Source organism: Parabacteroides sp. KHUB-02 (genome assembly GCF_056640955.1).
The window spans coordinates 2,938,152-2,957,588 of record NZ_JBWQEV010000001.1 but is presented as its reverse complement, the minus strand read 5'-3'; the positions used below and the strand labels follow the sequence as shown (position 1 = coordinate 2,957,588).

General features: G+C 47.9%; 24 protein-coding genes and 1 pseudogene. 8 read left to right on the top strand and 17 right to left on the bottom strand.

Features of this window, described 5'->3' with window-relative positions; genetic code table 11:
• Positions 1-2: 2 nt before the first annotated feature.
• The 4 genes from ACYIA1_RS13110 to ACYIA1_RS13095 are packed head-to-tail and all read right to left on the bottom strand — an operon-like array spanning position 3 to position 4,232.
• Positions 3-1,778, bottom strand: coding sequence for a DUF4091 domain-containing protein (locus tag ACYIA1_RS13110; protein ID WP_288655806.1), 1,776 nt, complete (start codon positions 1,776-1,778; stop codon positions 3-5).
• A gap of 57 nt (positions 1,779-1,835) precedes the next feature.
• Positions 1,836-2,912: a TIGR04133 family radical SAM/SPASM protein gene (locus tag ACYIA1_RS13105; RefSeq protein ID WP_217788612.1), complete on the bottom strand. Its 1,077-nt coding sequence runs from the start codon at positions 2,910-2,912 to the stop codon at positions 1,836-1,838.
• Between the two features lie 3 nt (positions 2,913-2,915).
• Positions 2,916-3,386, bottom strand: a complete 471-nt coding sequence (locus tag ACYIA1_RS13100; protein ID WP_005867071.1) for a radical SAM-associated putative lipoprotein — start codon at positions 3,384-3,386, stop codon at positions 2,916-2,918.
• A gap of 3 nt (positions 3,387-3,389) precedes the next feature.
• Complete coding sequence (locus ACYIA1_RS13095) at positions 3,390-4,232, bottom strand: radical SAM-associated putative lipoprotein (RefSeq protein WP_036609903.1); 843 nt, start codon at positions 4,230-4,232, stop codon at positions 3,390-3,392.
• 1,116 nt (positions 4,233-5,348) lie between these two features.
• On the opposite strand from ACYIA1_RS13095, the gene ACYIA1_RS13090 reads away from it, so the two are divergent.
• The 8 genes from ACYIA1_RS13090 to ACYIA1_RS13055 are packed head-to-tail and all read left to right on the top strand — an operon-like array spanning position 5,349 to position 8,692.
• Positions 5,349-5,564: a hypothetical protein gene (locus tag ACYIA1_RS13090; protein ID WP_098032323.1), complete on the top strand. Its 216-nt coding sequence runs from the start codon at positions 5,349-5,351 to the stop codon at positions 5,562-5,564.
• Between the two features lie 11 nt (positions 5,565-5,575).
• Positions 5,576-5,797 (top strand): hypothetical protein, encoded by a 222-nt coding sequence (locus ACYIA1_RS13085; protein WP_098032322.1) that lies wholly within the window; start codon positions 5,576-5,578, stop codon positions 5,795-5,797.
• A 13-nt stretch (positions 5,798-5,810) separates the two neighbouring features.
• Positions 5,811-6,227, top strand: a complete 417-nt coding sequence (locus ACYIA1_RS13080) for a PcfK-like family protein (RefSeq protein WP_103877878.1) — start codon at positions 5,811-5,813, stop codon at positions 6,225-6,227.
• Positions 6,224-7,555: a PcfJ domain-containing protein gene (locus tag ACYIA1_RS13075; RefSeq protein WP_103877879.1), complete on the top strand. Its 1,332-nt coding sequence runs from the start codon at positions 6,224-6,226 to the stop codon at positions 7,553-7,555. Before ACYIA1_RS13080 ends, ACYIA1_RS13075 begins: the two co-directional genes overlap by 4 nt.
• Before the next feature lie 24 nt (positions 7,556-7,579).
• Positions 7,580-7,837 carry a hypothetical protein gene (locus ACYIA1_RS13070; RefSeq protein WP_103877880.1) on the top strand — a complete coding sequence of 86 codons (258 nt, stop codon included), beginning with the start codon at positions 7,580-7,582 and terminating at the stop codon, positions 7,835-7,837.
• 20 nt (positions 7,838-7,857) lie between these two features.
• A complete protein-coding gene (locus ACYIA1_RS13065) occupies positions 7,858-8,088 on the top strand; it encodes a DUF3873 domain-containing protein (RefSeq protein ID WP_103877881.1) in 231 nt (76 codons plus the stop codon).
• Positions 8,085-8,330, top strand: a complete 246-nt coding sequence (locus ACYIA1_RS13060; RefSeq protein WP_103877882.1) for a DUF6956 domain-containing protein — start codon at positions 8,085-8,087, stop codon at positions 8,328-8,330. Before ACYIA1_RS13065 ends, ACYIA1_RS13060 begins: the two co-directional genes overlap by 4 nt.
• Positions 8,331-8,383: 53 nt before the next feature.
• A complete protein-coding gene (locus ACYIA1_RS13055; RefSeq protein ID WP_103877883.1) occupies positions 8,384-8,692 on the top strand; it encodes a hypothetical protein in 309 nt (102 codons plus the stop codon).
• Between the two features lie 440 nt (positions 8,693-9,132).
• Here the strand turns inward: ACYIA1_RS13055 and ACYIA1_RS13050 are convergent.
• The 13 genes and pseudogenes from ACYIA1_RS13050 to ACYIA1_RS12990 all read right to left on the bottom strand — a co-directional run.
• A pseudogene (locus tag ACYIA1_RS13050) lies at positions 9,133-9,342 on the bottom strand (glycoside hydrolase family protein); the annotation flags it as partial.
• Between the two features lie 135 nt (positions 9,343-9,477).
• Entirely contained in the window at positions 9,478-10,518 is a 1,041-nt protein-coding gene (locus tag ACYIA1_RS13045; RefSeq protein WP_117852433.1) for a tyrosine-type recombinase/integrase, read from the bottom strand.
• Positions 10,508-11,401 carry a tyrosine-type recombinase/integrase gene (locus ACYIA1_RS13040; RefSeq protein WP_480334873.1) on the bottom strand — a complete coding sequence of 298 codons (894 nt, stop codon included), beginning with the start codon at positions 11,399-11,401 and terminating at the stop codon, positions 10,508-10,510. The genes ACYIA1_RS13045 and ACYIA1_RS13040 overlap by 11 nt, the downstream gene beginning before the upstream one ends.
• Positions 11,402-11,823: 422 nt before the next feature.
• Complete coding sequence (locus ACYIA1_RS13035) at positions 11,824-13,038, bottom strand: tyrosine-type recombinase/integrase (RefSeq protein ID WP_117991734.1); 1,215 nt, start codon at positions 13,036-13,038, stop codon at positions 11,824-11,826.
• Between the two features lie 81 nt (positions 13,039-13,119).
• The gene (locus tag ACYIA1_RS13030) at positions 13,120-13,491 is read right to left on the bottom strand and encodes a hypothetical protein (protein ID WP_480335461.1); all 372 of its coding nucleotides are present in this window, start codon (positions 13,489-13,491) and stop codon (positions 13,120-13,122) included.
• Positions 13,492-13,495: 4 nt separating this feature from the next.
• Entirely contained in the window at positions 13,496-14,071 is a 576-nt protein-coding gene (locus ACYIA1_RS13025) for a conjugal transfer protein TraO (RefSeq protein WP_098032200.1), read from the bottom strand.
• A 2-nt stretch (positions 14,072-14,073) separates the two neighbouring features.
• Positions 14,074-15,063 carry a conjugative transposon protein TraN gene (traN, locus tag ACYIA1_RS13020; RefSeq protein WP_098032201.1) on the bottom strand — a complete coding sequence of 330 codons (990 nt, stop codon included), beginning with the start codon at positions 15,061-15,063 and terminating at the stop codon, positions 14,074-14,076.
• Between the two features lie 46 nt (positions 15,064-15,109).
• The gene (traM, locus tag ACYIA1_RS13015) at positions 15,110-16,462 is read right to left on the bottom strand and encodes a conjugative transposon protein TraM (protein WP_098032202.1); all 1,353 of its coding nucleotides are present in this window, start codon (positions 16,460-16,462) and stop codon (positions 15,110-15,112) included.
• Positions 16,443-16,721: a TraL conjugative transposon family protein gene (locus tag ACYIA1_RS13010; protein ID WP_098032203.1), complete on the bottom strand. Its 279-nt coding sequence runs from the start codon at positions 16,719-16,721 to the stop codon at positions 16,443-16,445. The genes traM and ACYIA1_RS13010 overlap by 20 nt, the downstream gene beginning before the upstream one ends.
• Before the next feature lie 6 nt (positions 16,722-16,727).
• Positions 16,728-17,351, bottom strand: a complete 624-nt coding sequence (gene traK / locus ACYIA1_RS13005; RefSeq protein ID WP_098032204.1) for a conjugative transposon protein TraK — start codon at positions 17,349-17,351, stop codon at positions 16,728-16,730.
• 32 nt (positions 17,352-17,383) lie between these two features.
• Positions 17,384-18,388, bottom strand: a complete 1,005-nt coding sequence (gene traJ / locus ACYIA1_RS13000; protein ID WP_098032205.1) for a conjugative transposon protein TraJ — start codon at positions 18,386-18,388, stop codon at positions 17,384-17,386.
• 3 nt (positions 18,389-18,391) lie between these two features.
• The gene (locus ACYIA1_RS12995; RefSeq protein ID WP_098032206.1) at positions 18,392-19,021 is read right to left on the bottom strand and encodes a DUF4141 domain-containing protein; all 630 of its coding nucleotides are present in this window, start codon (positions 19,019-19,021) and stop codon (positions 18,392-18,394) included.
• Between the two features lie 26 nt (positions 19,022-19,047).
• Positions 19,048-19,428: a DUF3876 domain-containing protein gene (locus ACYIA1_RS12990; RefSeq protein WP_098032255.1), complete on the bottom strand. Its 381-nt coding sequence runs from the start codon at positions 19,426-19,428 to the stop codon at positions 19,048-19,050.
• Between the last annotated feature and the right edge of the window lie 9 nt (positions 19,429-19,437).

Sequence of the window (19,437 nt, the reverse complement as noted above, 5' to 3'; positions counted from 1 at the left end):
ATTTATAATGTATTCAGAAGTTTATGAATCTCATTAACCATCTGCGTAGCGGATTCTTGTGTCTCGGATAAACCTTCCGGAGTGATCTTGGCAACCGTCTTGTTCAACTTCTCGAGTTTGCCTTTAGCTCCTTTCGTTGTCAGCTCTTCCCGGAGGATGCGGATCTTCTCGCAATCTTGTATACCCTCGACCAAACGTTCGAAGCGAATGCTACTGCGTGGACCGGGATAAATACTGTATGTATCGCCTGCCGCCCAAGTGCGGAAACGCGAGTCACGCAGAGGATCGGTGGTCCAGCTATTAACTGCCCAACGTAGATAACCGTCGTAACCACCGGCTACGGCGTGCAAGACCGTCCATGCCGCTTCCGCCGGGTCGGAGAAGGTGAAGGTATTCGGGAACGCTTCCGCGCAACAGGTATAAACGGTACTGATCTGTCCCGCTTTATCACGGGCAGCCTTTACGTCTTCTGGGAATTTATGCCCATAGGGAATACTTAAATAGTATAAGTCCGATTGAATTTCCGGATGATAATTTCCGGCCAGCGTGATCTTGAACTCCGGATCGGCTTGCTTGATAACCTTGATCGCCTCACGCATCGCCTCCATCGGACGCTCGTCCATAGAGATAGCGGTTTTCTCGAACCAACCTTTCTCGCGAAGGTGGCGGGAGAAATCTTTTAGGAAAGTACCCCAATAGTCTGCGTAAGCGGCGTCACCCGGTTTCGTGTTGAGGAATTGTACACGATTTGTCGCCTCGTCGTAATAATCGAAAGATAAAGCCCAAGGGATCATGGTGTAGCAACTGATCATATCATCGATACCGATCTCGTTCATCATGAATTCCACCCATTTGTCGAAGACGGCGTAATCATATGCCCAAGTGCCGTCTATCTTCTTGATCTGGGTGATCATGCTGTCGAAATGATCCTCGGTCTGTCCGGCCCAAGGTTTATGCATGATACTGGTGGTGATAGCGCGCTGTCCGGCGTTCGCCAACATCTTCATGATCGGGCGCATAGCGTCGAAATGCTCTTTACTCCAAAGAGGAACTTGGTAGTAACGGGCCACGGAATACGGGTTCTGCCATAAGTCCAGATGGAAAGCCCAGTCCTTCGGGGCGGGAAGTGTGCGGTTCAATACGTCCACTTCTATTTGTAATTCCATGGGGGAGGCATTTTTTCCCGTGACGGTCAATGTCCCTTTATATTTACCGGCTTTCGCGGATTGAGGTACCCAGATATTCATCCAGATCGGCTGGGTGGTGCGTGCCTTGATATCACGGATCTTTACGATATCCAATACATCGGCTACGACGGAGGAATCCCATTCCGCCTTATTCTCTCGGTGGCCGCAACCGCCTTTACGGTCTTTATTCAACTCATCGGTCATGACGTATCGGACAAAGTTCGTCGTGATCGCGGAGGATGGGATGATGGAAGAACCGCTCTTTAAGTCGCTCACGGTGATAGAGGCATCCTCGAGTCCCACCTTGGTCCATAACACGGCTTGTGCGTTTACCCGTTCCCCTTTCCATGCTTTCGTCTGCCAGCGATTGCTTTTCTTGACATCGGGAATACTGAGTTTCGGATATCGTATATCGGTCGTGCCCCAGCTTAATTGGGTTGGGGCCGATAACTTGTCCCAGATCTCGTCGCTGTCATGCGGTTTCGTGTCGGTCAATTCCGTATAGTCGCCTAGCGGGTATTTCTCGGATTGCTGGGCTACGGTAAAAGAACTTAGTGCCAGAAAGGCACAAAGGATGAAAGTGTTTTTCATACGATTGCTTATTTTAGAATATTAACTAGGGCAAAGATAGGAATTAGTTGACAGTTGTCAACTGTCAACTAGCCTTTTATAGTGGCATACGAGTAGATTCCCCTCATCATCGTATAAGTGCATCCCGTTGCCCTCGCAATAACGGAACATCTTACAATCCGCGCATTCCCCTTTTTTAGCCCACTGGCGGTTACGATAAGGTTTAAACTCATTATTCCAGATATCGATGAAATTGTCTTTATAGATGTTCCCTTGGTGGAAGTTGGCCCGGATACTGGGACAACCGGAGATAGCGCCATCAGCGAGGACAGAGGCTGTATTGATACCGGCGTTGCATTGGAAAATCGAGTCTCTCACCTTAGCCTCATAATTCCCGAGGAAGCCCTCACAGCCGTAGCTAACGTGTATTTTACCCTCTTTCCGGCAGAAGCGGATGAAGTTCATGACCCATGTAAACTGCTCGTTCGTCAGTTGCAAATCGGTCTCAGTCGCGGCACGTCCAACTGGGAAGATCGTAAAGATACGCCACCGTTTTACGCCCATCTCGATCAAGAAATCCTTGAAGAGCATCAAATCCTTGAAGTTGCGTTGGTTTACGCAAGTCACCACATCCCAGATGATCTCCTTTTCCTCGGCCAACATACAGATGGCATTCAGTGCCTTCTCGAAACTTTTAGGATTACGGCGAAGCCAGTTATGCGCTTCCTCGAAACCATCCAAGCTGATAGTTGCCGAGTGCAATCCGGAAGCCAAGAGCGAGTCGAGCCGTTCCCGGGTCATCAGATAACCATTGGAGACGATCCCCCAAGGATATCCCCTGCGATACAGTTCCAACCCGCATTTCTCGATATCCTTACGAACCAGCGCCTCGCCTCCGGTAAAGATGACGAGCACTTTGTTCGGCTCGACGTAAGGCGTGATATCGTCTATGACTTTCAGGAAGTCTTCGACAGGCATATCTGGGACAGAGGCCGAGACATGGCAATCGCTCCCGCAATGACGGCAGGATACATTACAACGAAGCGTACACTCCCAAAAGAGTGTACGCAATTCATGTAATTTAGCCCTGTTCTTCTTGATACTTCGAAAAAGCTCTAGGGCGATACGTTTTTTGATGTTTGGGCGTTTGTCCATATTTTATTCTTTTTTCTCTTTAAGTTTGATGTCGGGGATGTTAACCTCCGCTTTCCCATGGAACCAAGATTTACCTCCCTTAAATCCTTCGATCTTGACATCTATCGAATCCGTCTCGAATGATCCGTTTTCAGGCCCGTCAATATCTTTAGCGATAATGCGTACGATACCCATTGGGGAATCCTCGAATTTTATATCGTAACTTCCGTCTTTTTGGGTTTGGGGTGATTTATATATTTCGCTTATATATGAGGGAGATAATACGTTATTATATATGCCCCCATAGTTGATCTCTATTCCTTGGATGGGATCTCCGTTCATATCTGTAACTTTTCCTTTCAACTCGTATTCTGCGTAGGGGCTACCATACTCATCTGTAGCGCCACAGGAAGTAACGCTGAAGCCTAGTAGAGAAAGGAGCCCCGCTAAAATCCAGTTAAAACCTTTTAATATGAAATGAAAAACTGTTTCCATTTTCTAGTTTTTGCGTGTTAGTTGGAAGTTAATTTCTTTTGATCCTTTACCCATTAACATCCCTTTCCCTTGTGATAATTCAATTTCGGCGAAATTTACGATAATAGAATCAGTTTTGCAAGCGTTTGGGTCATTCCAATACGAAGATAATTTTGTGTAGATGGTATGTTCGATAGCCGTAGCCTTATCGTAGGTGAATTGATATCGTCCGGTCTCATCCGTGATAGCCGGAAAGCTGGAAAGGTCGTCCTCTTGAGTAGGGGTATATGCCGGTGAGGTTAAGATTGCGACTCCGGCCAGCGGATAGCCTTGATCATCAGTTACTTTTCCGTAGATCGTGTACAATGCGTAAGGTTCCGTATGTGTATCTACATATTCCTTAAGTGTGATCTTGATTTCCTTAGAGGCACTACCTTCGTACCATCCATCACCTCCAGTAAGTTCCTCGCTGTCGAAGATTACTTGAGTCGTATCGGATGCGAATTGTCCTCCGTTCATTTCTTCATCTATGTCTTCCGTGATGAATCGGTATTTTAGGATTGGAAAATCAGTTTTCTTCCAATCAAACTCTCCGTTAGCGTTGGTCCTTACGGTATCGGTATGCAGCCATCCGTAAGGATAAATTCTTGCGTCATTTCGATTGATACGTATTTGGGCGTTAGGTATCGGATTATCGTTTGTATCCACGACTTTTCCTTTTATCTGAAAATTGGCGTAAGGAGTGCCATATTCACAAATTATGGGACCTTCTCCCTCGTCGTCAGTGCAGGAGAAACCTAAAAGCATTAATAAACTCGCCAATACGCAGTTGGCTTTTTTCAACAATTGCAAGTGCATCCTTTTCATGGTGTAAATTATTTTTATTTACGATTCTATTTATTTGATGAATGGGGCAGCAAAATAGTTGCATGCGAATGCGTAAGAAAATGTGATGACTTTTTGTATCTTTGCAGACAGAAGTTACGAAAAGAGTGTAATTTATTGGAAATGAGCGTAGGTTAGTCGCTCTTGATAGTAATAGGTTACGAATTAGTTAGTTATCTACTGCATTATTCCTCTGTGCGTTGCGTAACCTTCAAAGAACTCTTCGTATGCAAAAGTAGCTATTTAATCCGAGATTTTGAAATAAACTCCCGGATTTTTTATTCTCTCATTCATAAGGTTTTCCGTAAAAGCGGTTTTATCCGTCGTTACATAATCGCAGCGGACAAGTCCTAACGAATATGTGCCGACTATCGCATAGCCGGAGAAAAGGGCATTGCCTCACGCCTAAACGAAGTTTAGACTGATGATGCAATGCCCCTTTCTTTTGTGGCTATGCCAAGAGGTGCTTTTACGAGTTTTCAGATGATTTTCTTTTTAGCTGTCCATTTGTGCCGGAAGCGGAAAGGATGCCGAGTGTGTCAGCTTGCCCCATGAATGAAGCAAGCGGCCACACACAGCCGGACAAACCGGGAAGAAAGACTGTTTCCACCCGACTGGACAAGTACAGTCGGATCGGAAACTGTCATACTTCCTTGTTGATGGTTTGCCCTTTTCACGCTTCCGGTGATGTCTTTTTCTTTCAGTCGGTTCTTCTTTTTTACGGATTTTCCCTGAAGTTTTTGTATTCCAATCTGCCTCTGTTTTCGTTTACCTCCATCTTGCGCCTTTCAGTAGAATCGCATCAGGCAGTCATTTTCGTTCTGGGCGCAAAGGTAATTCCGGGATTGGACGGGAAAGCAAGGTCAGGCCTCCTGTTTTCGGCAAAAATCTCCAGCCCTTCGGGTAGTATTTTGGCCGAAAAACCTTGCATTCCCTAATCCCTACATTCAAAAAGCACCCGAAACGAAAACGACCGACGCGAAAGAAAGACGCATAAAAAAAATGTCGGATAAACGAGAGGCAGATAAGATAGTTAGAAACCAACTCCCTCAGCTCTTGAATCCGCATAAAAAACAAAAAATCAAAAACAGCGAAGATATGACAGCAACGGCAGATTTCAAACAAACGGCGCAATACATCGGGCTTGCTATATGCGGTTTGATAATGCGCACCGCCTTCGGGGTGTCCGGCATCCTTTGGGGCATCATAAGAGAGATTGTAAACGGAGTGTTCCGAGTGGCGATAGGTGTAATCGTGGCTATCCTTTCCACCATTGCCTTCTTCGGCTTCATCCTTTGGTTATTCACCCTTTAACCCTTACCGATATGGCAAAGAGAAACAGCAAGACGGCAGCGCAGCAGTGCAGATATTACGAGGTGGACAACATCTTCGAGTATATGGTGGAAACGTACATCAACGGCAATTTCAGCACATTCCGTGAACTATACCACGAACTGAACAAGGACGCACGGAGGGACTTTATAGATTTCCTTCTCAGCGAGGTAGAGCCGACCTATTGGAGAGAGATACTGAAACAGACAATCTAAAAACAACAGCGATATGAAAGGGACAGACCATTTCAAGAGAACGATAAAGATGTATTTGGAACAGCGTGCGGAGGAAGATACGCTCTTTGCGAAGAAGTACCGCAACCCTGCCAAGAACATGGACGATTGCGTGACCCACATTCTGAACTATGTGCAGAAAAGCGGTTGCAACGGCTTCACTGACGGAGAGATTTTCGGGCAAGCCATCCACTACTATGAGGAAAACGAGATAGAGGTGGGCAAACCGATGAACTGCCAAGTGGTAGTGAACCACGTTGTAGAACTCACGGCAGAGGAAAAGGCGGAGGCACGGCAGAACGCAGTCCGCAGATACCAAGAGGAGGAACTCCGCAAATTGCAGAACCGCAACAGACCGTCAGTGAGAAAAGAAAACCAACCACAACCCTCATTATTTGATTTAGGCTTATGAAACCCAAGACCAAGATACAGAAAGAGGTGGCAAGACTTTCCGCCAACCTCCGCCCCATATCCGCGACACAAATAGATTGGGCATACCGCCATTGCGTTGAGCATATCGGCTACCGCACCAAAAAAGGGAACATAACCTGCTCCGACTGCGGTCACGAGTGGCACAGCAGGAGCGAACTATGCGACACCCTTGTAGGTTGCACCTGCCCAAGATGCCATACCGAACTCAAAGTGCAGGACACCCGAAAGCGCACCTACAAGGAAACGCAGTATTTCAGCGTGATAACCACCTGCAAAGGCTATCAGGTTATCCGTGTGGCGCAGGTCAGATGCGAAAGCAGGAAAGGCGAACCGATGCACTTCTATTGCCACGAGGTTGTGCAGCGTTGGATTGCACCCAACGGCAAGGTTACGGATATGGCGTTGCTCCGAGGCTTCCTTTTCAGCTATTGCGATGTGTGGGCATTGGGCAGCGATATGGAGGTAAGACCGCACAACAGCCTATACGATGATGTGGTGGCAAGGAGCTATCCATATCCCAAGATGAGGATATTGCCACAACTCAAACGCAACGGCTTCAAGGGCGATTTCCACGGCATTTCCCCCGTGCGTCTTTTCACGGCTCTCCTTACCAATCCAAGAATTGAAACCCTTATGAAAGGCGGTGAGATTGAGGTAATGAAGCATTTTCTTTTCAATGTCCGCAATGCCGATGAATGTTGGGCGTCATATCTGATTGCCAAGCGTCACAAATACCAGATATACAACTTCCCAATGTGGTGCGACTATCTGTATATGCTCAAAAAACTCGGTCAAGACCTCCGTAACCCCAAGAACATCTGCCCCGAAGATTTCATAGTGGCGCACGACAAGGCAAGCCGAAAGATTGATGCCATACACGAGAAGGAACGAGCCGAGCAACACCGCCGTTGGGAGATTGAAAGGCGTGAGCGTGAGCAAAAGCGGTTGCTCCAAGAGAAGAAGAACGAGGAAGATTTCATCAACCTTAAATCCAAATTCTTCGGCTTGGTAATCACGGACGAGGAACTAATCGTCAAGGTGCTTGAAAGCATAGACGAATATTACAACGAGGGCAAGGCGCAGCACATCTGCGTGTTCGGCAGTGAATACTACAAGAAACCCGACACCCTCATACTCTCGGCAAGGATTGGCGATGAGATTATTGAAACCGTTGAGGTGGACTTGCGAACCCTCGAAGTGGTGCAGTGTCACGGCAAGCACAACCAAGACACCGAATACCACGAGCGCATCATAGACCTTGTGAACCGCAACGCCAACCTTATCCGTGAGCGGATGAAAGTGGCATAGCATAAACCCTAAAACGATATTGATATGGAAGTAAGAATTGAAAGTATGATTTGTGTGTGGGACGATGCAATCCCCACGATGTTCCTTGAATTTGTAAACCTCCTCACTCTTGCAACGAGTGAGGAGGGATTGAGAAAAGGCGTAAAGGAGTTTGCCGAGAAACACGAACTTGACAAGTTTTTCCATTACGGCTTCGGTTCACACCATTTCTACCTGCACCAACGCTACACGAGCAATCCCGAAATGGTGATGAAGAACAGACTTTTATCAGTACATTTTTAACATCTAAAAGAGCGATGATTATGGCAACACGAATGACCATCAATGGAGTAAGTACCTGTACGGAAGTAGGTACGGAGAAATACGAGCGTTTCCAATCGGGTATCGGCAGACGCAGGCGGACACTTGTGCAATACGACTACCGCCACACGGACGGAGAATTGTTCGCTTGTGTAAAATCCACATTGGACGAGTGTCGGGAAGCAAGGGACAAGTGGCTGAACGAAAAAGCAGGAAAGGAGGACAGACGATGAACGCAACCTATCAAACGCTGATTGTCAAGTTCAAAGAGCCGATTACGGCATTGGACGGCATATTTGACGATGCCCAAATGTGGGGAACTGACACCCTCAAAGGGTGGATAGATGATTACGAAAGCACACGCTTCACCGCTACCGACAGCCATACGGCAGTCATCACGAGCGAGTATAATATGGAGTGCGTGAAGGAGTGGCTAAAACGGCAGACACCCATTGCCGAGATGATAGAATTTTGAACGGGTTGGCGGTGTACGCACCGCCAACACTTAAAACCCTAAGAACAACGGATATGATAGCAAAGACTATATTACAGCAGATAGGCGGAAAACGCTTCGCCACTATGACAGGAAGCCGTAATTTTATAGATATGGGCAACGGCTTACGGATGAGCCTTGCGAGGAACAAGACAAGCGCAAACCGCCTTGACATCATCTATGACGGAGGGGCAGACCTCTACAATATGCGTTTCTATCGCAGGACGTTCAGCAAGAAGACATTTGACTGCAAGGAAAAGGACATTGCCGTACACGAGGGTATCTATTTTGATATGCTGGAGGAAATGTTCACGATGGTGACAGGACTTTACACACGCTTTTGAGTGGTGGGCGGCGAAAGCCGCCCTACTTTCTTTCAGTGAGCAGGATGGCGGACAAAGAAAGTAGCAAAGAAACCTTTGTTTTTTCGCTAATGAGCGAATTTTTGTGTACTTTTGTATTCAATTAAGATTGAACGTAGGAGTATGTTTAATATCTGTTCATTTCTTCGGGTGTCTGCCGCCCTCTTTTTACCAGTTTGCGGTTGGATGTATTAGCACGTTTAATTTCATTAAATCTCTGAAGAATATGATTACATTAGGTAACTTTTTTGTATGGTGGGCATTTGGCGTACTGGGCGGTTTGCGCTGCAAGGAATGAATGTACAGTGAAGACATACTCTGAACTCAATAGTTTCGCCATGAGGGTTCGACTCCCTCTCCGTCCACAAATTAGAAGAAAGAGGATATTCTATTAAGTATAGATTTATCCTCTTTCTTATTTTTTACTTGATATACAGTAGCTCAAACTCCGCCTTTCTCCGTTTGAGCAGCATGGCGTGGCGTTTCCCTTTGTAGTTGCAGAAGGCTATATACTCACGGTAGATGTTCCTGTCGCCAGCCTCCAACTTCTTGATTAGGGTACTTTTGGGAATTGTCTTGCTGCCTAAAAGCCTATATGGTCCGACATTGTAGGCAAGCGTGGCGAGCAGAAGTTATCCAAACCAAAATATTATCCCAACTTGACTTTTTATTGTATTGAATATCAGTAAATTGTTATATTTTAGTAGCAGATAATAAAGAGTGATTGTTCCATTATTCAAGAACAGTCACTCATTTATTACTAAGTATTATCTCAATCCAAGAACTGTTGCTAATGAATCTTTATTTCTGATTTTCTTATATTTCTTTTCAACGCCTAAAGTCAGATTGTCTTCCATAGAGCATAAAGCTTGTACCATTTGTTCTGATGAAACTCCTACGTATTTCATTGTCGTTTCGATGCTCTCATGCCCCAATAGTTTTTGTATCTGCGCCAAGTTTACACCGTCTTCCAACCAATGGGTAGCCCGTGCATGCCGAAAACTATGGCAATGAAAATCCGCAGGAATTTCAAGTAGCCCCTGAGACGCAATTCTAACATACATTTTCAACCGCTTGCTAATCGCTTCTGAAGTGATTTTTTTGTTTGCATGGCCATATATGGGGAAAAATACAAAATCAGAAGGTAACGGATTGGCCGGATGGAACAACTTCACATAATGTTTCAGTATTTTTACCATGCTGTTCAACAAATAAATGGTACGTTGTTTATTCCCTTTACCCAAAACAAGAATGTAACTTTTCGTTTCATCCAGGTGCAGTGCCGACAGCCTTAATGATAATATTTCATCTATTCTTGTTCCGGTACTATATAAAAGATTGAACAAGGCAAAATCCCTCTTACCTATCAATGTCCGTGTATTGATGCTTGCAAAAATCCGTTTGATTGTATCTTTTGTGATTACTTCCACTTGTTTTTTAGGTTGCTGCATTCTTTTTATTTCAGCGGCATCACAATCATATTTTATGAATTGGATTTTCTTGTGCGCAAGGAAACGGAGGAAATTTTTCAATATGGAGAGACGATGATTGCATGTTTGCGGGCTGCATTTTCTTACTTCTTTCAGCCATGCAATCCATTCTTCAATCCAGTCCTTACGGAAGCATTCCCCACAAATGGTATTTGATGTGACTCCCTTCGAGGATTCAAGGAAATCTATATAGATTCCCATTCCCTCTCCGTATGATTTTAAAGCGTTATGGCTCAGATTCCTTATACACGGAAGATAAACCGTATGCCACTCATGGATGGCATCGGCGATAATTGAATGTTCTGCTTTAGTCTTCATATTCAAAATAGTCGTTTAAATCAGGTAAAAGTTCTTCATACCCACCTCCTGTCAGATTTTCCAACTGGTGTGCAAACAGCGGTACAAGCCTGTAATAATATAATGTGTTTTGAATGTAACGGTGTCCCATGGAACGGCTGAGATATAAGAGTTTGTCCATCCATTCAATGCCGCAGTGATCCCAACCGTTTATGTTCACGACCGCATAGTGACTGCGAAAATCATATGCTCTTGCGTGTGCCGTACTGACTTTCTTCCATACTTTCTTAAAACTTGCCGTTACCCATTCTCCGGAATATGGTTTGTCGTACTCGTTAGGAAAGAATATCTTTCTTCCGGGCATGAGATTTTCCATTTTGACATTATACATCTGCAATAGCGACCACATGGATTCGTGCAAGGCAGCCCGATGTTCATCTATGCTCTTTGTGTATCTTATATTTATAACACCGGATTGCAAGTCCACGTCTTCTACTCTGAGCAGACGGGCTTCTGTTGTACGCATCCCTGTACTGTACAAAAGTCGGAAAAAGACCGGAACTTCCACTTTCATAAGCGCAGCCCTCATGTCACGGCAATTTATTGGAGGTTCGAGATTGTCCGCTTCATTAAAGAATCTTGCAAGCTCTTCTGGAGTAAACGGATGTGGTTCGAATGATGTGACATTGACTCTTGGAATGGTGGATGGAAGAGGAATATTTACGAAACCACGGCTATTCGCATATTTCAGAAATCCTCTGACACCTACAATTCTGTTATTGCATGACTTTGCGGATTCCGTTTTTTTCTTCTTGCAATAATCAAGGACAATTTCTTCTGTAAGAGCTTCGGCTGACGGATAATTTTGGGCGCAGAAGTCATTGAAACGGCGAATCTTGTCCATTGTCCGCCTACTGAATTTTCCAGAGGCTCTTTTGTAAAGTTCATATTTCTTGACTATATGGGATATTGCGGAATAAGAGTATGGCTGTTCTGAAACAAGAGTACGCTTTGGCTTAGGTGTGTATTTTATGTCCGGAGGATATGATGGCAATTTGAACGGTGCCCCATATTTCGACCGGATATAACGGATGAAGCGCCTCAAAATAATGCATCGGTTACGGTTTGTATAATAGCTTTCCTTATCTGTCCTTGATGCCCATCCGGAGATAATATCATCCGACAGCACTCCGCCATGATTCATACAGTACTTGGCGAAAGAGTTCAGGTATATGCGGGTTATATAGTCACATTTTCCGATACCAGAGATGAAATTGACATATTCAGACATCAAATCTGCAAATTGGGGTAGATGTGAATCTGTTTTCATTCGAACAACTCCTTTCTTATTGGATAACATTCAATATTGATTCCGCATTCTCTCAGATGAGGGATGTCAGCATCTATATATGGGACTATAGATGAAGAACAGATATGTCCTAAAATATGGCTGATGACCCTAATCTCGGTACCTTTACCAAGTAATTTAGAGGCGAGGTTGTGCCGAAATACGCTGACTCCACGCCCGGATTCACCTTTTCTAAGGTTTAGTTTCTCAAAGACTGTATTGACAATGGTGCCGATACTTTTGTTCTCCAACCTTTCTGTCGCATTCTTCTTGTTGGGAAACAGATACACGGATCCGGCCTCATTGTCCCGTTCATTACGTATGTAATCAAACAATGAGTTTCCAACATGAGGAAGAAGGGGCAACACTATCGGATTACCAGTCTTTTCCTGGACGAAGCTGACTCGTTCCTTCTTCCAATCTATGTCTGTCAATTTCAAGTTGGCAATGTCGCATCCTCTTATGCCAGTATATAAGGCCAATGAAACTATAGCTTTTTCCCTGAAAGTCAAAATATTGTTAGAGTCTGACAAAGCATTTTTTATCACATTGATTTCATCATCCTTAAGATAGTTGAAGTTTTTCCTTTCATATTTCAAATCAGGGAAATAACCTAATACTTTTTTCATGTCGTATAAATCCCCCAACTCTTTAAGGGCTGACGCTATGTGACCGCAATATGTCCTTGAACGCTTTTGCTGTTCTTCTTTAAGGAAAAAGGACAAAACATGTTCTTCTTTGATTTCATCCAATGAAGAGACGTGGAACTTTTGCATCTCAAAAAGGAACATTGTAACGGCATCGGTTTCCATTTTTACTGTGGACTTCTTTTTATGTTCTGCGGCACGTTTCCGGTAAATGTCTATAACTTTCTGAAAACTGGGGTTAAGCATATTATACCTGGAAGGATAGCATAACGGAACAAAGGACTTCTTGTCCGGGTAGTGCCCAAATTCATCATATGCTTGGATAGTACGTAAATGCATCATCCTAAGATCCAATGTCGCTTTTGTATATCCCCTTGTACGGATAAACTTTTCTGCAAATTGTTCATACGAATGAAAACATCCTTCATGTTCAAAAAGAAGTCTTAAAACAAATTTTACTCCTTTGATGTACTGAATGTCATAACCACGGGAAACGAGGTTGTCCAGTAACTTCTTCTGGCTTAATTTTAACTGTGCTATATTCATATTCTTCCTATTGGCTTTAGTGCCATTAGCAAAGATATAGGAATGTATTATCCAAACCTATTCATCCTATAACAGAATGATTTACAGAATAAAAAACTGTATTTTTAGGATAATGCTGGGGTTTGGATAATTGCCGTTTGCAGTGACGCCGTACATCTTCACCTCACGCACCTTTTTCATTTCGGATGCGATGAACAGGTTGAGTTCCGAGCGGTTGGCACTTCCGGTAATTTCATGGGCGAGGTCGTAAATCCCTCCATAGGTCTTATCGGGTTTCTCCTTGTCATACCAGCAGTTTATGCCGGTATCCACGATGATATTGCCTTTTGTCGAATACGGCGACTCGTATATCAGCAGGTTGGCGTTTCTATCGACAGGCTCATAGCCCATAGCCCTCATAAAATCTTCAAGGGAAAGATTTTTGATGTCAAGGTCAATCACAGTCAGTCCCATAGGCTCATCCGATTATGAATTTTACACCGAACCCTAACTGCGTGTGGAACTTCCTCGTGTCGCCACCCCACAGGCAACGCTCACGCAGGTTGGCAAGCAAGGATATACGGTCTGCCACATAGCACTCCACATCGAGCGTCAGCGCACCGCCGTAGATGAAGGCGTCCCGGTCGTGCAGCGTGGAGCCGTCATGCAGCACTTTTTTACCCCAATTCACCGATTCATATCCGGCGAGAGCCGAAGCCCCGGCATAGACAAACACGATTTTTCGGGCATCCGACAGTATCTTGAAGTAATAGCCGCCCTCCGCCGTGAACTGCGCCACGGGTATCTTGGTGTCCTTGTAGGGGTTGTTCTTCAGTAGGTATTCGCCACCGAACACCCACTTGTTCCCTTTCTTTGTGTAGGTGGAGAGTGCCGCCCCGAAGCTGTACCCGCCGTTCTTGCCACCGGGATTGAAGCCGTCCGCCATGTTCGCCCTTACCTCGATGCCCTGCATCTTCGGCAGGCATCGCTGGGCGTGCGCCTGCCCCGTGAAAAGGGCAAGCGACGCGATGATTGTTGCGATGTACTTTCTCATGGTCAGCGCACTTGAAGTTCGTTGATGGTATTGGCGCGTACCAAATCCTCGTTCTCAATCACGAAGGATTGGTGACGGCCGCCGTTCTTCTCGTTCAACTCCACCACGAGGCACTTGTCGTCGGGGATGGTGAACTTCGCCATCGTGAAGACCGTGCGCTCACTCTTCTTGCCCGGCACGAGTGTGGCGTAGTTCTGCGCACGGAGCGGCAGGATGATCTGCTCCTGCACGGCGATACGCTTCGCCACCTTCTTGTCCACGATTTTCCAAGTGATGTAGTCCACATCGAAAGGCACGTTACTCTGGTTCTTTATCTCCGTGTGGAAGTAGAGCAAGTCGTTGTGCGTGTAGATGCCTTTCAAAAGGTACTGGATGCCGAAACGCTTGCAGCCGATATGCTTCACCTCGCGCTTGTTCTGCTTGTGGATGGACTTCATGATAAGGCGTACCAGCATCGGGCTTTCGCTGCCTAATTCTTTCAGATAGATTTCCTGCGCGTTGTTCGGACGGTTCACCGTGCTGCCGTCATGGATGAAGTCGCACATCTCCACGTTGAGCAACAGCGGTTCGGCGGCATACTTCACGTTGAAGGTGTAGAAACTTCCGTCCTCGGTGATTACGGACATATTGGTTTCGTTGGGGAAATTCCGCACGGTAGCCTTCACGCGAATGATGTTCTCGGCTCCATCGGCTTTTCCGGCAATCAGGTCGGGCGAGCCTAAATCGACGTAGCGCACCTCCGCCGGAAAAATGACGTGGACGGTCTTGTCGTAGGTCACTTCCAGACCGTGCGGCGGTATCATGCGGTCGAAGGTCAGCTTGCGCGACAGACCGTGATACAGGTCGCCGTCCGCCTCCTTCTGCGGATAGACCTCTTTTGTCAAGGTCGGCTGTTCATTACTTCCGTTGTTCTGTTCAACGGTTACATTCTCCTGCGCGTTGGCAGATGCGATGCCCATAGCGAGGGCAAACATGATGATTACTTTTCTCATTACTTTTGGATTTTAGTGGTAAATATTTTTTGATTGATTGTTGTTTTCAGTCCTTTTCCTGATAGAGCATGACCCTGTATCCGGCTTTCAGATGCACCTTGACGGTTCGCATCTTCTTGGCGATATACTGGCTCGTGCCTTGTATCAGCCCCTTGCCCAAGTCGGAGGCGAGTTGCGCCCCGGCGTTGGTGGAGATGTTGATGCTGCTCCCTAACGAGCCGCCCATGTTGGCGGCGACCTCCCTGACGGCGTTCATCTCCATCGAGTTCGGGATGAAGATGCCGGACTGTCCGTCTGTGTCATAGACCGCAAGTTCCACGGGGATAATCGTGCCGTCGTATTCCAGCGAGGTGATCCCGATGTCGAGCCGCTCTCCCTGTATCTTTCCCGTGCCGACCACCACCGCATTGCGGGGGATTGTCCTGCCCGCCACCGCCATCGGTTCCAGCAGGCGGAGCCTTACCGTCTGCCCGTCCGTCACGCTCTGCGCTCCATGCACACACGCCGGGATGGTGTTCCTGTCCGATACCTCCGCCGTGCCGACAGCCGTGTTGAAATTCCGGTTGCGCTCCTGCGAGAAGGTGGCGACAAACTCCGCGTTGCTCATGGGCTGTGATAGTGAGGAAACCACTTGATGCTCCACCTTTTTGATAGGCATTGCCGTGTTCTTCTTTCCTTTCTGTACGGTGGCAGGCTCTGCCGACTGTTCCGCTGATGGTTGTCTGCCGTTCTGACCGCCCATATACTTTGCAGCCAGTTCGTAGGACTTTTCCATAAGTGCCACTTGGTCGTCCACGGCATTTGCCTTGCCTTTCTCGCTCTCAAGTTCCGATTCCAGCGAGGTGATGCGCTCCAACAGTTCTTCCATCTCGAAGTTGTCCTCCTTCGGCTGTTCATAGAAGTTGCCGAGTGTGGCGTTCAGGTCACGGTAGGCGGCAGCGGAGGATCGGATGGTCTGCGGCGTGGCTGGCTGTGCCGTTTCCTCCTTGCCGCCCGGATTGGCGAGGTCGAAGTCCTTTCCGTCCTCCATCTGCGCCACCTCACGGTCGAACATATCGCCCAACTGCCCGATGGCACGGTTGCGGCTCTCCAACCGCTCTTCCATCTCCCCATGCTCGTAGGCTTTCAGCTTGTCGCCGATAATCAGCCTGTTCTCCTTGTCAGCATCGGGCATCTCGGTGTTGTAGCCGTCCGTTCCCGGTTTCTGTTCCTTACCGGTGGACGGGGCGAATATCAGCCACATCGCCCCGATGAACACCAGCACCATAGCAGGCAGGACTATCATCTTCTGCCGTTTCAGCCGTTGCGCCTCGGTCAGCGGTTCGCGCTCCTTTTTCGGTTTTCCAGCATCGGGAGCGGCTTTGTTCTCTTTCGTCGGTTCATTCTTCTTCTGTTCCATATAAATAAGGTATTAAGTGATTGTCTGTTTCTGCCGGGGTCGGCAGTTCCACCTGTCCGGCGTGTCCCGTTTCCATGCGTGAGCCGTCGTTTCTGCCGATGTCATAGACGGCTCTGCCGAAGGTGTAGAGGGCAAGCACCGCGAAGGCGGCAAGCATCCCCAGCACGATGCGGCGGCGTGTTTCCGGCGGCAAACCGTCAAGATAGCCTTTGACTTTTGCCACGATTTGTTTTCTCTTGTCTTGAAGTTTCCGTTTCATAATCCGTTACCTTTTGATTGTCTGTAAATCTTTGTTCTCGATGATGGTGAACCCCTCGATGGTGAAGCCGTTGGGGTTGTCGTCCGACCGTGAGGCGTTCAGCAGGCGACAGGTGGTCACGAGGCTGCGCTCGGTGACGTTGCTCTGCCGGATGATTTTCTGCGTGGCGTAGGTCACGGCGCGGTAGGGATAGGCGTTGAAGTCGCACACCACGCTGTCCACCTTCAGCACTTGGTTGATGTTCCCGGCGATGACGCGGTTGTAGTACCCCTTCTCGGCGAAGTCCGAATAATAGTGGTACACGCTCTTGTCCGCCAGCAGCAACGCACGCTTCACGTTGTGTTCAATCGCGCTCTTTTCGGGCGAGAGCGTGAAGAACAGCTCGTGGAAGCGGCGTATATGCTCCCGTGCCTCCGCCGGACGGTTCTGCGACAGGTCCTGCGACAGCGCGAGCATCAGCGACTTGCCGTTGTCCAGCACATAGATCTTCTCCCGTTGCTTCTCGGCGAAGCGGTAGGAACTCCATACGCTCCACACCGTCACCACGGCGCACAACGAGAGGAAGACGATACCAAACAGGCGTATCTGCCTGAACGACGATTCGATGTTTCTGAGTGATTTGAATTCCATTTTACTTTTTCCGTTTTATGATTACACATTGGTTATTTCAGCAGCTTGCCGATGCGACCGACCGCGTTTCCTGCCGTTGCCCCGGCGACTCCGCCCGCCATGCCCCCGGCGCGTCCCGCCATCTGGTTCATGGTGCGGTTGTAGCTGCCCATGCCTCCGGCTTGGATGATCCAGCCCGCCACGGTGGGGATGGTGAAGTAGCCGATGATGCCGATGCAGAGGAACACGATATACACCCCGTCGCTCGAATCCAGCGAGAAGTTCGGGTCAGCCTGCATCCGCTCAATGTCGCTTTGCAGCATCAGCACCTGTATCTTAGCCAGTATGGTGCTGAACATATCCGATACCGGAAGCCACAGATAGACCTGTATGTAGCGGCATATCCACTGCGTGAGCGTGCTTTGGAAGCCGTCCCACACCGATATGGCGAAGGCTATCGGACCGAGTATCGCCAGCACCACGAGGAAGAAGGTGCGGACGGTGTCTATCACGAGGGCGGCGGCTTGGAACAGCAGCTCCAGTATCTCGCGGAAGAAGTCGCGGATGCCCTTCTTCATGCTGTACATACCACGGTCGATATACATCCCCGCCATCGTCACCATGTCGGCGGGCGACCAGCCGAGTTCCTCCAGCTGTTTGTCAAACTCCTCGTTGGACACAAGGTAGGCGGTTTCGGGGTTGCGCATCATCGCCTCGTATTCCAGTTTGTCCTTCTGCTGCCGGTAGGTGTTCATGTCGAGCGTTTCCGCCTCCAGCATCTTCGCCGTGCCTTGCACCACGGGCGAGAGGATGCTGTTTATCGTGCCAAGCACCACCGTGGGGAAGAACATGATGCAAAGACCTATTGCAAAAGGACGGAGCATCGGGAACACGTCTATCGGTTCGGCTCTCGCCAGCGACTGCCATACACGGTAGGCGACGTAGAACAACGCGCCCAGCCCGGCGATGCCTTTCGCCACGCCCGCCATGTCCTCGCACAGCGGCATCATCTGCTCATAGAGCGAGCGGAGTATCTGGTGAAGGTTGTCGAACTCCATAGGCTACCAGTATCTTTCGTTCATGTTCCCGTACAGCCCCATGATGCGGTCGAGGTCGTTTTTCTTCTTCGCGCGGAGGTAGCTCACCGATATGTTCTTGTTGGTGTAGTACGATACCAAGTTTCGGTATCGCCGCATCTTCGAGTGGCAGCGTTCCACCACGTCCATGCGCTCCTTGTCGGTCATGGAGAGCGTGGTGATGTTCACCACGTTTTTCAGTTCGGTCAGCACATCGTTACTCTCTTCCAACAGCTTCGTGTAGCCGAAGGCGATGGCTCCTAATTCCTCCACCGTGAAGTTGTCGTCACGCATCATCCGCTGGAAGTTGGTCACATAGATGTCGGTGATGTCGCCCACCATCAGGATGGTCTGCTGCACCTTGCGGGCATCCCGGACAAGGTTGTTCACCGATTTCAGAGCGTCGTAATACTTCTTGCCCTGCTCATAAATCTTTACGGTTTCCTGAAAGTTCTTCACCATGTTCTGAGCCGTCGTAGAGGTATGCACCACGTTCTTGGAGGTGTTCACGATGCTCTGCGCGATGTTGGACGGGTCTATCACCGCCCACTGTGCGCTTGCCCTGCCTGCGAGAAGCAGGCACAGGAAGACAATCATTGTTGTTCTTGTTCTCATGTTACTTTGGATTTTAGTGGTTGTTGTTATTCTTCAATCGGGTTTTCCGGCTGTGGCTTCACCCGTACATAGTCCCCGTTGGGCGAGAAGGTCAGCACGTCGGTAGCCTCGTTGTAGGATACGTCGATGCGGAAGCCTGTGTTCATGAACAGGTTGCCGTTCTCTTCCTGCAAGAGATAGGTTTCCGGTTTCAGCTTGCGGCGCAGACCGCTCCGGCGGAACACCGTCACCTTGTAGGCTTCGCCCTCCTTGTAGATAAGCACGTCGGGCTTCCCCTCCACGCTCTCCCAGTTCCCGCACAACATATCGCGGCGGTTTTCCTCCACGTCACAGGATTGCAGCATCACGACCGCCAATCCGATCAGACATTTGCTGACTTGCAGCATTTTCACTTTTGATAAACTCATACGCATTTT

Excerpts from the sequence above, each read along its gene's own strand:
- ACYIA1_RS13065 (WP_103877881.1), top strand. The coding sequence starts at position 7,858 with ATGGCAACACGAATGACCATCAATGGAGTAAGTACCTGTACGGAAGTA.
- traN (WP_098032201.1), bottom strand. The coding sequence starts at position 15,063 with ATGAGAAAAGTAATCATCATGTTTGCCCTCGCTATGGGCATCGCATCT.
- ACYIA1_RS13030 (WP_480335461.1), bottom strand. The coding sequence starts at position 13,491 with ATGGGACTGACTGTGATTGACCTTGACATCAAAAATCTTTCCCTTGAA.
- ACYIA1_RS13070 (WP_103877880.1), top strand. The coding sequence starts at position 7,580 with ATGGAAGTAAGAATTGAAAGTATGATTTGTGTGTGGGACGATGCAATC.
- ACYIA1_RS13060 (WP_103877882.1), top strand. The coding sequence starts at position 8,085 with ATGAACGCAACCTATCAAACGCTGATTGTCAAGTTCAAAGAGCCGATT.
- ACYIA1_RS13055 (WP_103877883.1), top strand. The coding sequence starts at position 8,384 with ATGATAGCAAAGACTATATTACAGCAGATAGGCGGAAAACGCTTCGCC.
- ACYIA1_RS13090 (WP_098032323.1), top strand. The coding sequence starts at position 5,349 with ATGACAGCAACGGCAGATTTCAAACAAACGGCGCAATACATCGGGCTT.
- ACYIA1_RS13100 (WP_005867071.1), bottom strand. The coding sequence starts at position 3,386 with ATGGAAACAGTTTTTCATTTCATATTAAAAGGTTTTAACTGGATTTTA.
- traJ (WP_098032205.1), bottom strand. The coding sequence starts at position 18,388 with ATGGAGTTCGACAACCTTCACCAGATACTCCGCTCGCTCTATGAGCAG.
- ACYIA1_RS13025 (WP_098032200.1), bottom strand. The coding sequence starts at position 14,071 with ATGAGAAAGTACATCGCAACAATCATCGCGTCGCTTGCCCTTTTCACG.
- ACYIA1_RS12990 (WP_098032255.1), bottom strand. The coding sequence starts at position 19,428 with ATGAGTTTATCAAAAGTGAAAATGCTGCAAGTCAGCAAATGTCTGATC.
- ACYIA1_RS13080 (WP_103877878.1), top strand. The coding sequence starts at position 5,811 with ATGAAAGGGACAGACCATTTCAAGAGAACGATAAAGATGTATTTGGAA.
- ACYIA1_RS13075 (WP_103877879.1), top strand. The coding sequence starts at position 6,224 with ATGAAACCCAAGACCAAGATACAGAAAGAGGTGGCAAGACTTTCCGCC.
- ACYIA1_RS13110 (WP_288655806.1), bottom strand. The coding sequence starts at position 1,778 with ATGAAAAACACTTTCATCCTTTGTGCCTTTCTGGCACTAAGTTCTTTT.
- ACYIA1_RS13095 (WP_036609903.1), bottom strand. The coding sequence starts at position 4,232 with ATGAAAAGGATGCACTTGCAATTGTTGAAAAAAGCCAACTGCGTATTG.
- ACYIA1_RS13035 (WP_117991734.1), bottom strand. The coding sequence starts at position 13,038 with ATGAATATAGCACAGTTAAAATTAAGCCAGAAGAAGTTACTGGACAAC.
- traM (WP_098032202.1), bottom strand. The coding sequence starts at position 16,462 with ATGGAACAGAAGAAGAATGAACCGACGAAAGAGAACAAAGCCGCTCCC.
- ACYIA1_RS13045 (WP_117852433.1), bottom strand. The coding sequence starts at position 10,518 with ATGAAGACTAAAGCAGAACATTCAATTATCGCCGATGCCATCCATGAG.
- ACYIA1_RS13010 (WP_098032203.1), bottom strand. The coding sequence starts at position 16,721 with ATGAAACGGAAACTTCAAGACAAGAGAAAACAAATCGTGGCAAAAGTC.
- ACYIA1_RS13085 (WP_098032322.1), top strand. The coding sequence starts at position 5,576 with ATGGCAAAGAGAAACAGCAAGACGGCAGCGCAGCAGTGCAGATATTAC.
- ACYIA1_RS12995 (WP_098032206.1), bottom strand. The coding sequence starts at position 19,021 with ATGAGAACAAGAACAACAATGATTGTCTTCCTGTGCCTGCTTCTCGCA.
- ACYIA1_RS13040 (WP_480334873.1), bottom strand. The coding sequence starts at position 11,401 with ATGGACAAGATTCGCCGTTTCAATGACTTCTGCGCCCAAAATTATCCG.
- ACYIA1_RS13105 (WP_217788612.1), bottom strand. The coding sequence starts at position 2,912 with ATGGACAAACGCCCAAACATCAAAAAACGTATCGCCCTAGAGCTTTTT.
- traK (WP_098032204.1), bottom strand. The coding sequence starts at position 17,351 with ATGGAATTCAAATCACTCAGAAACATCGAATCGTCGTTCAGGCAGATA.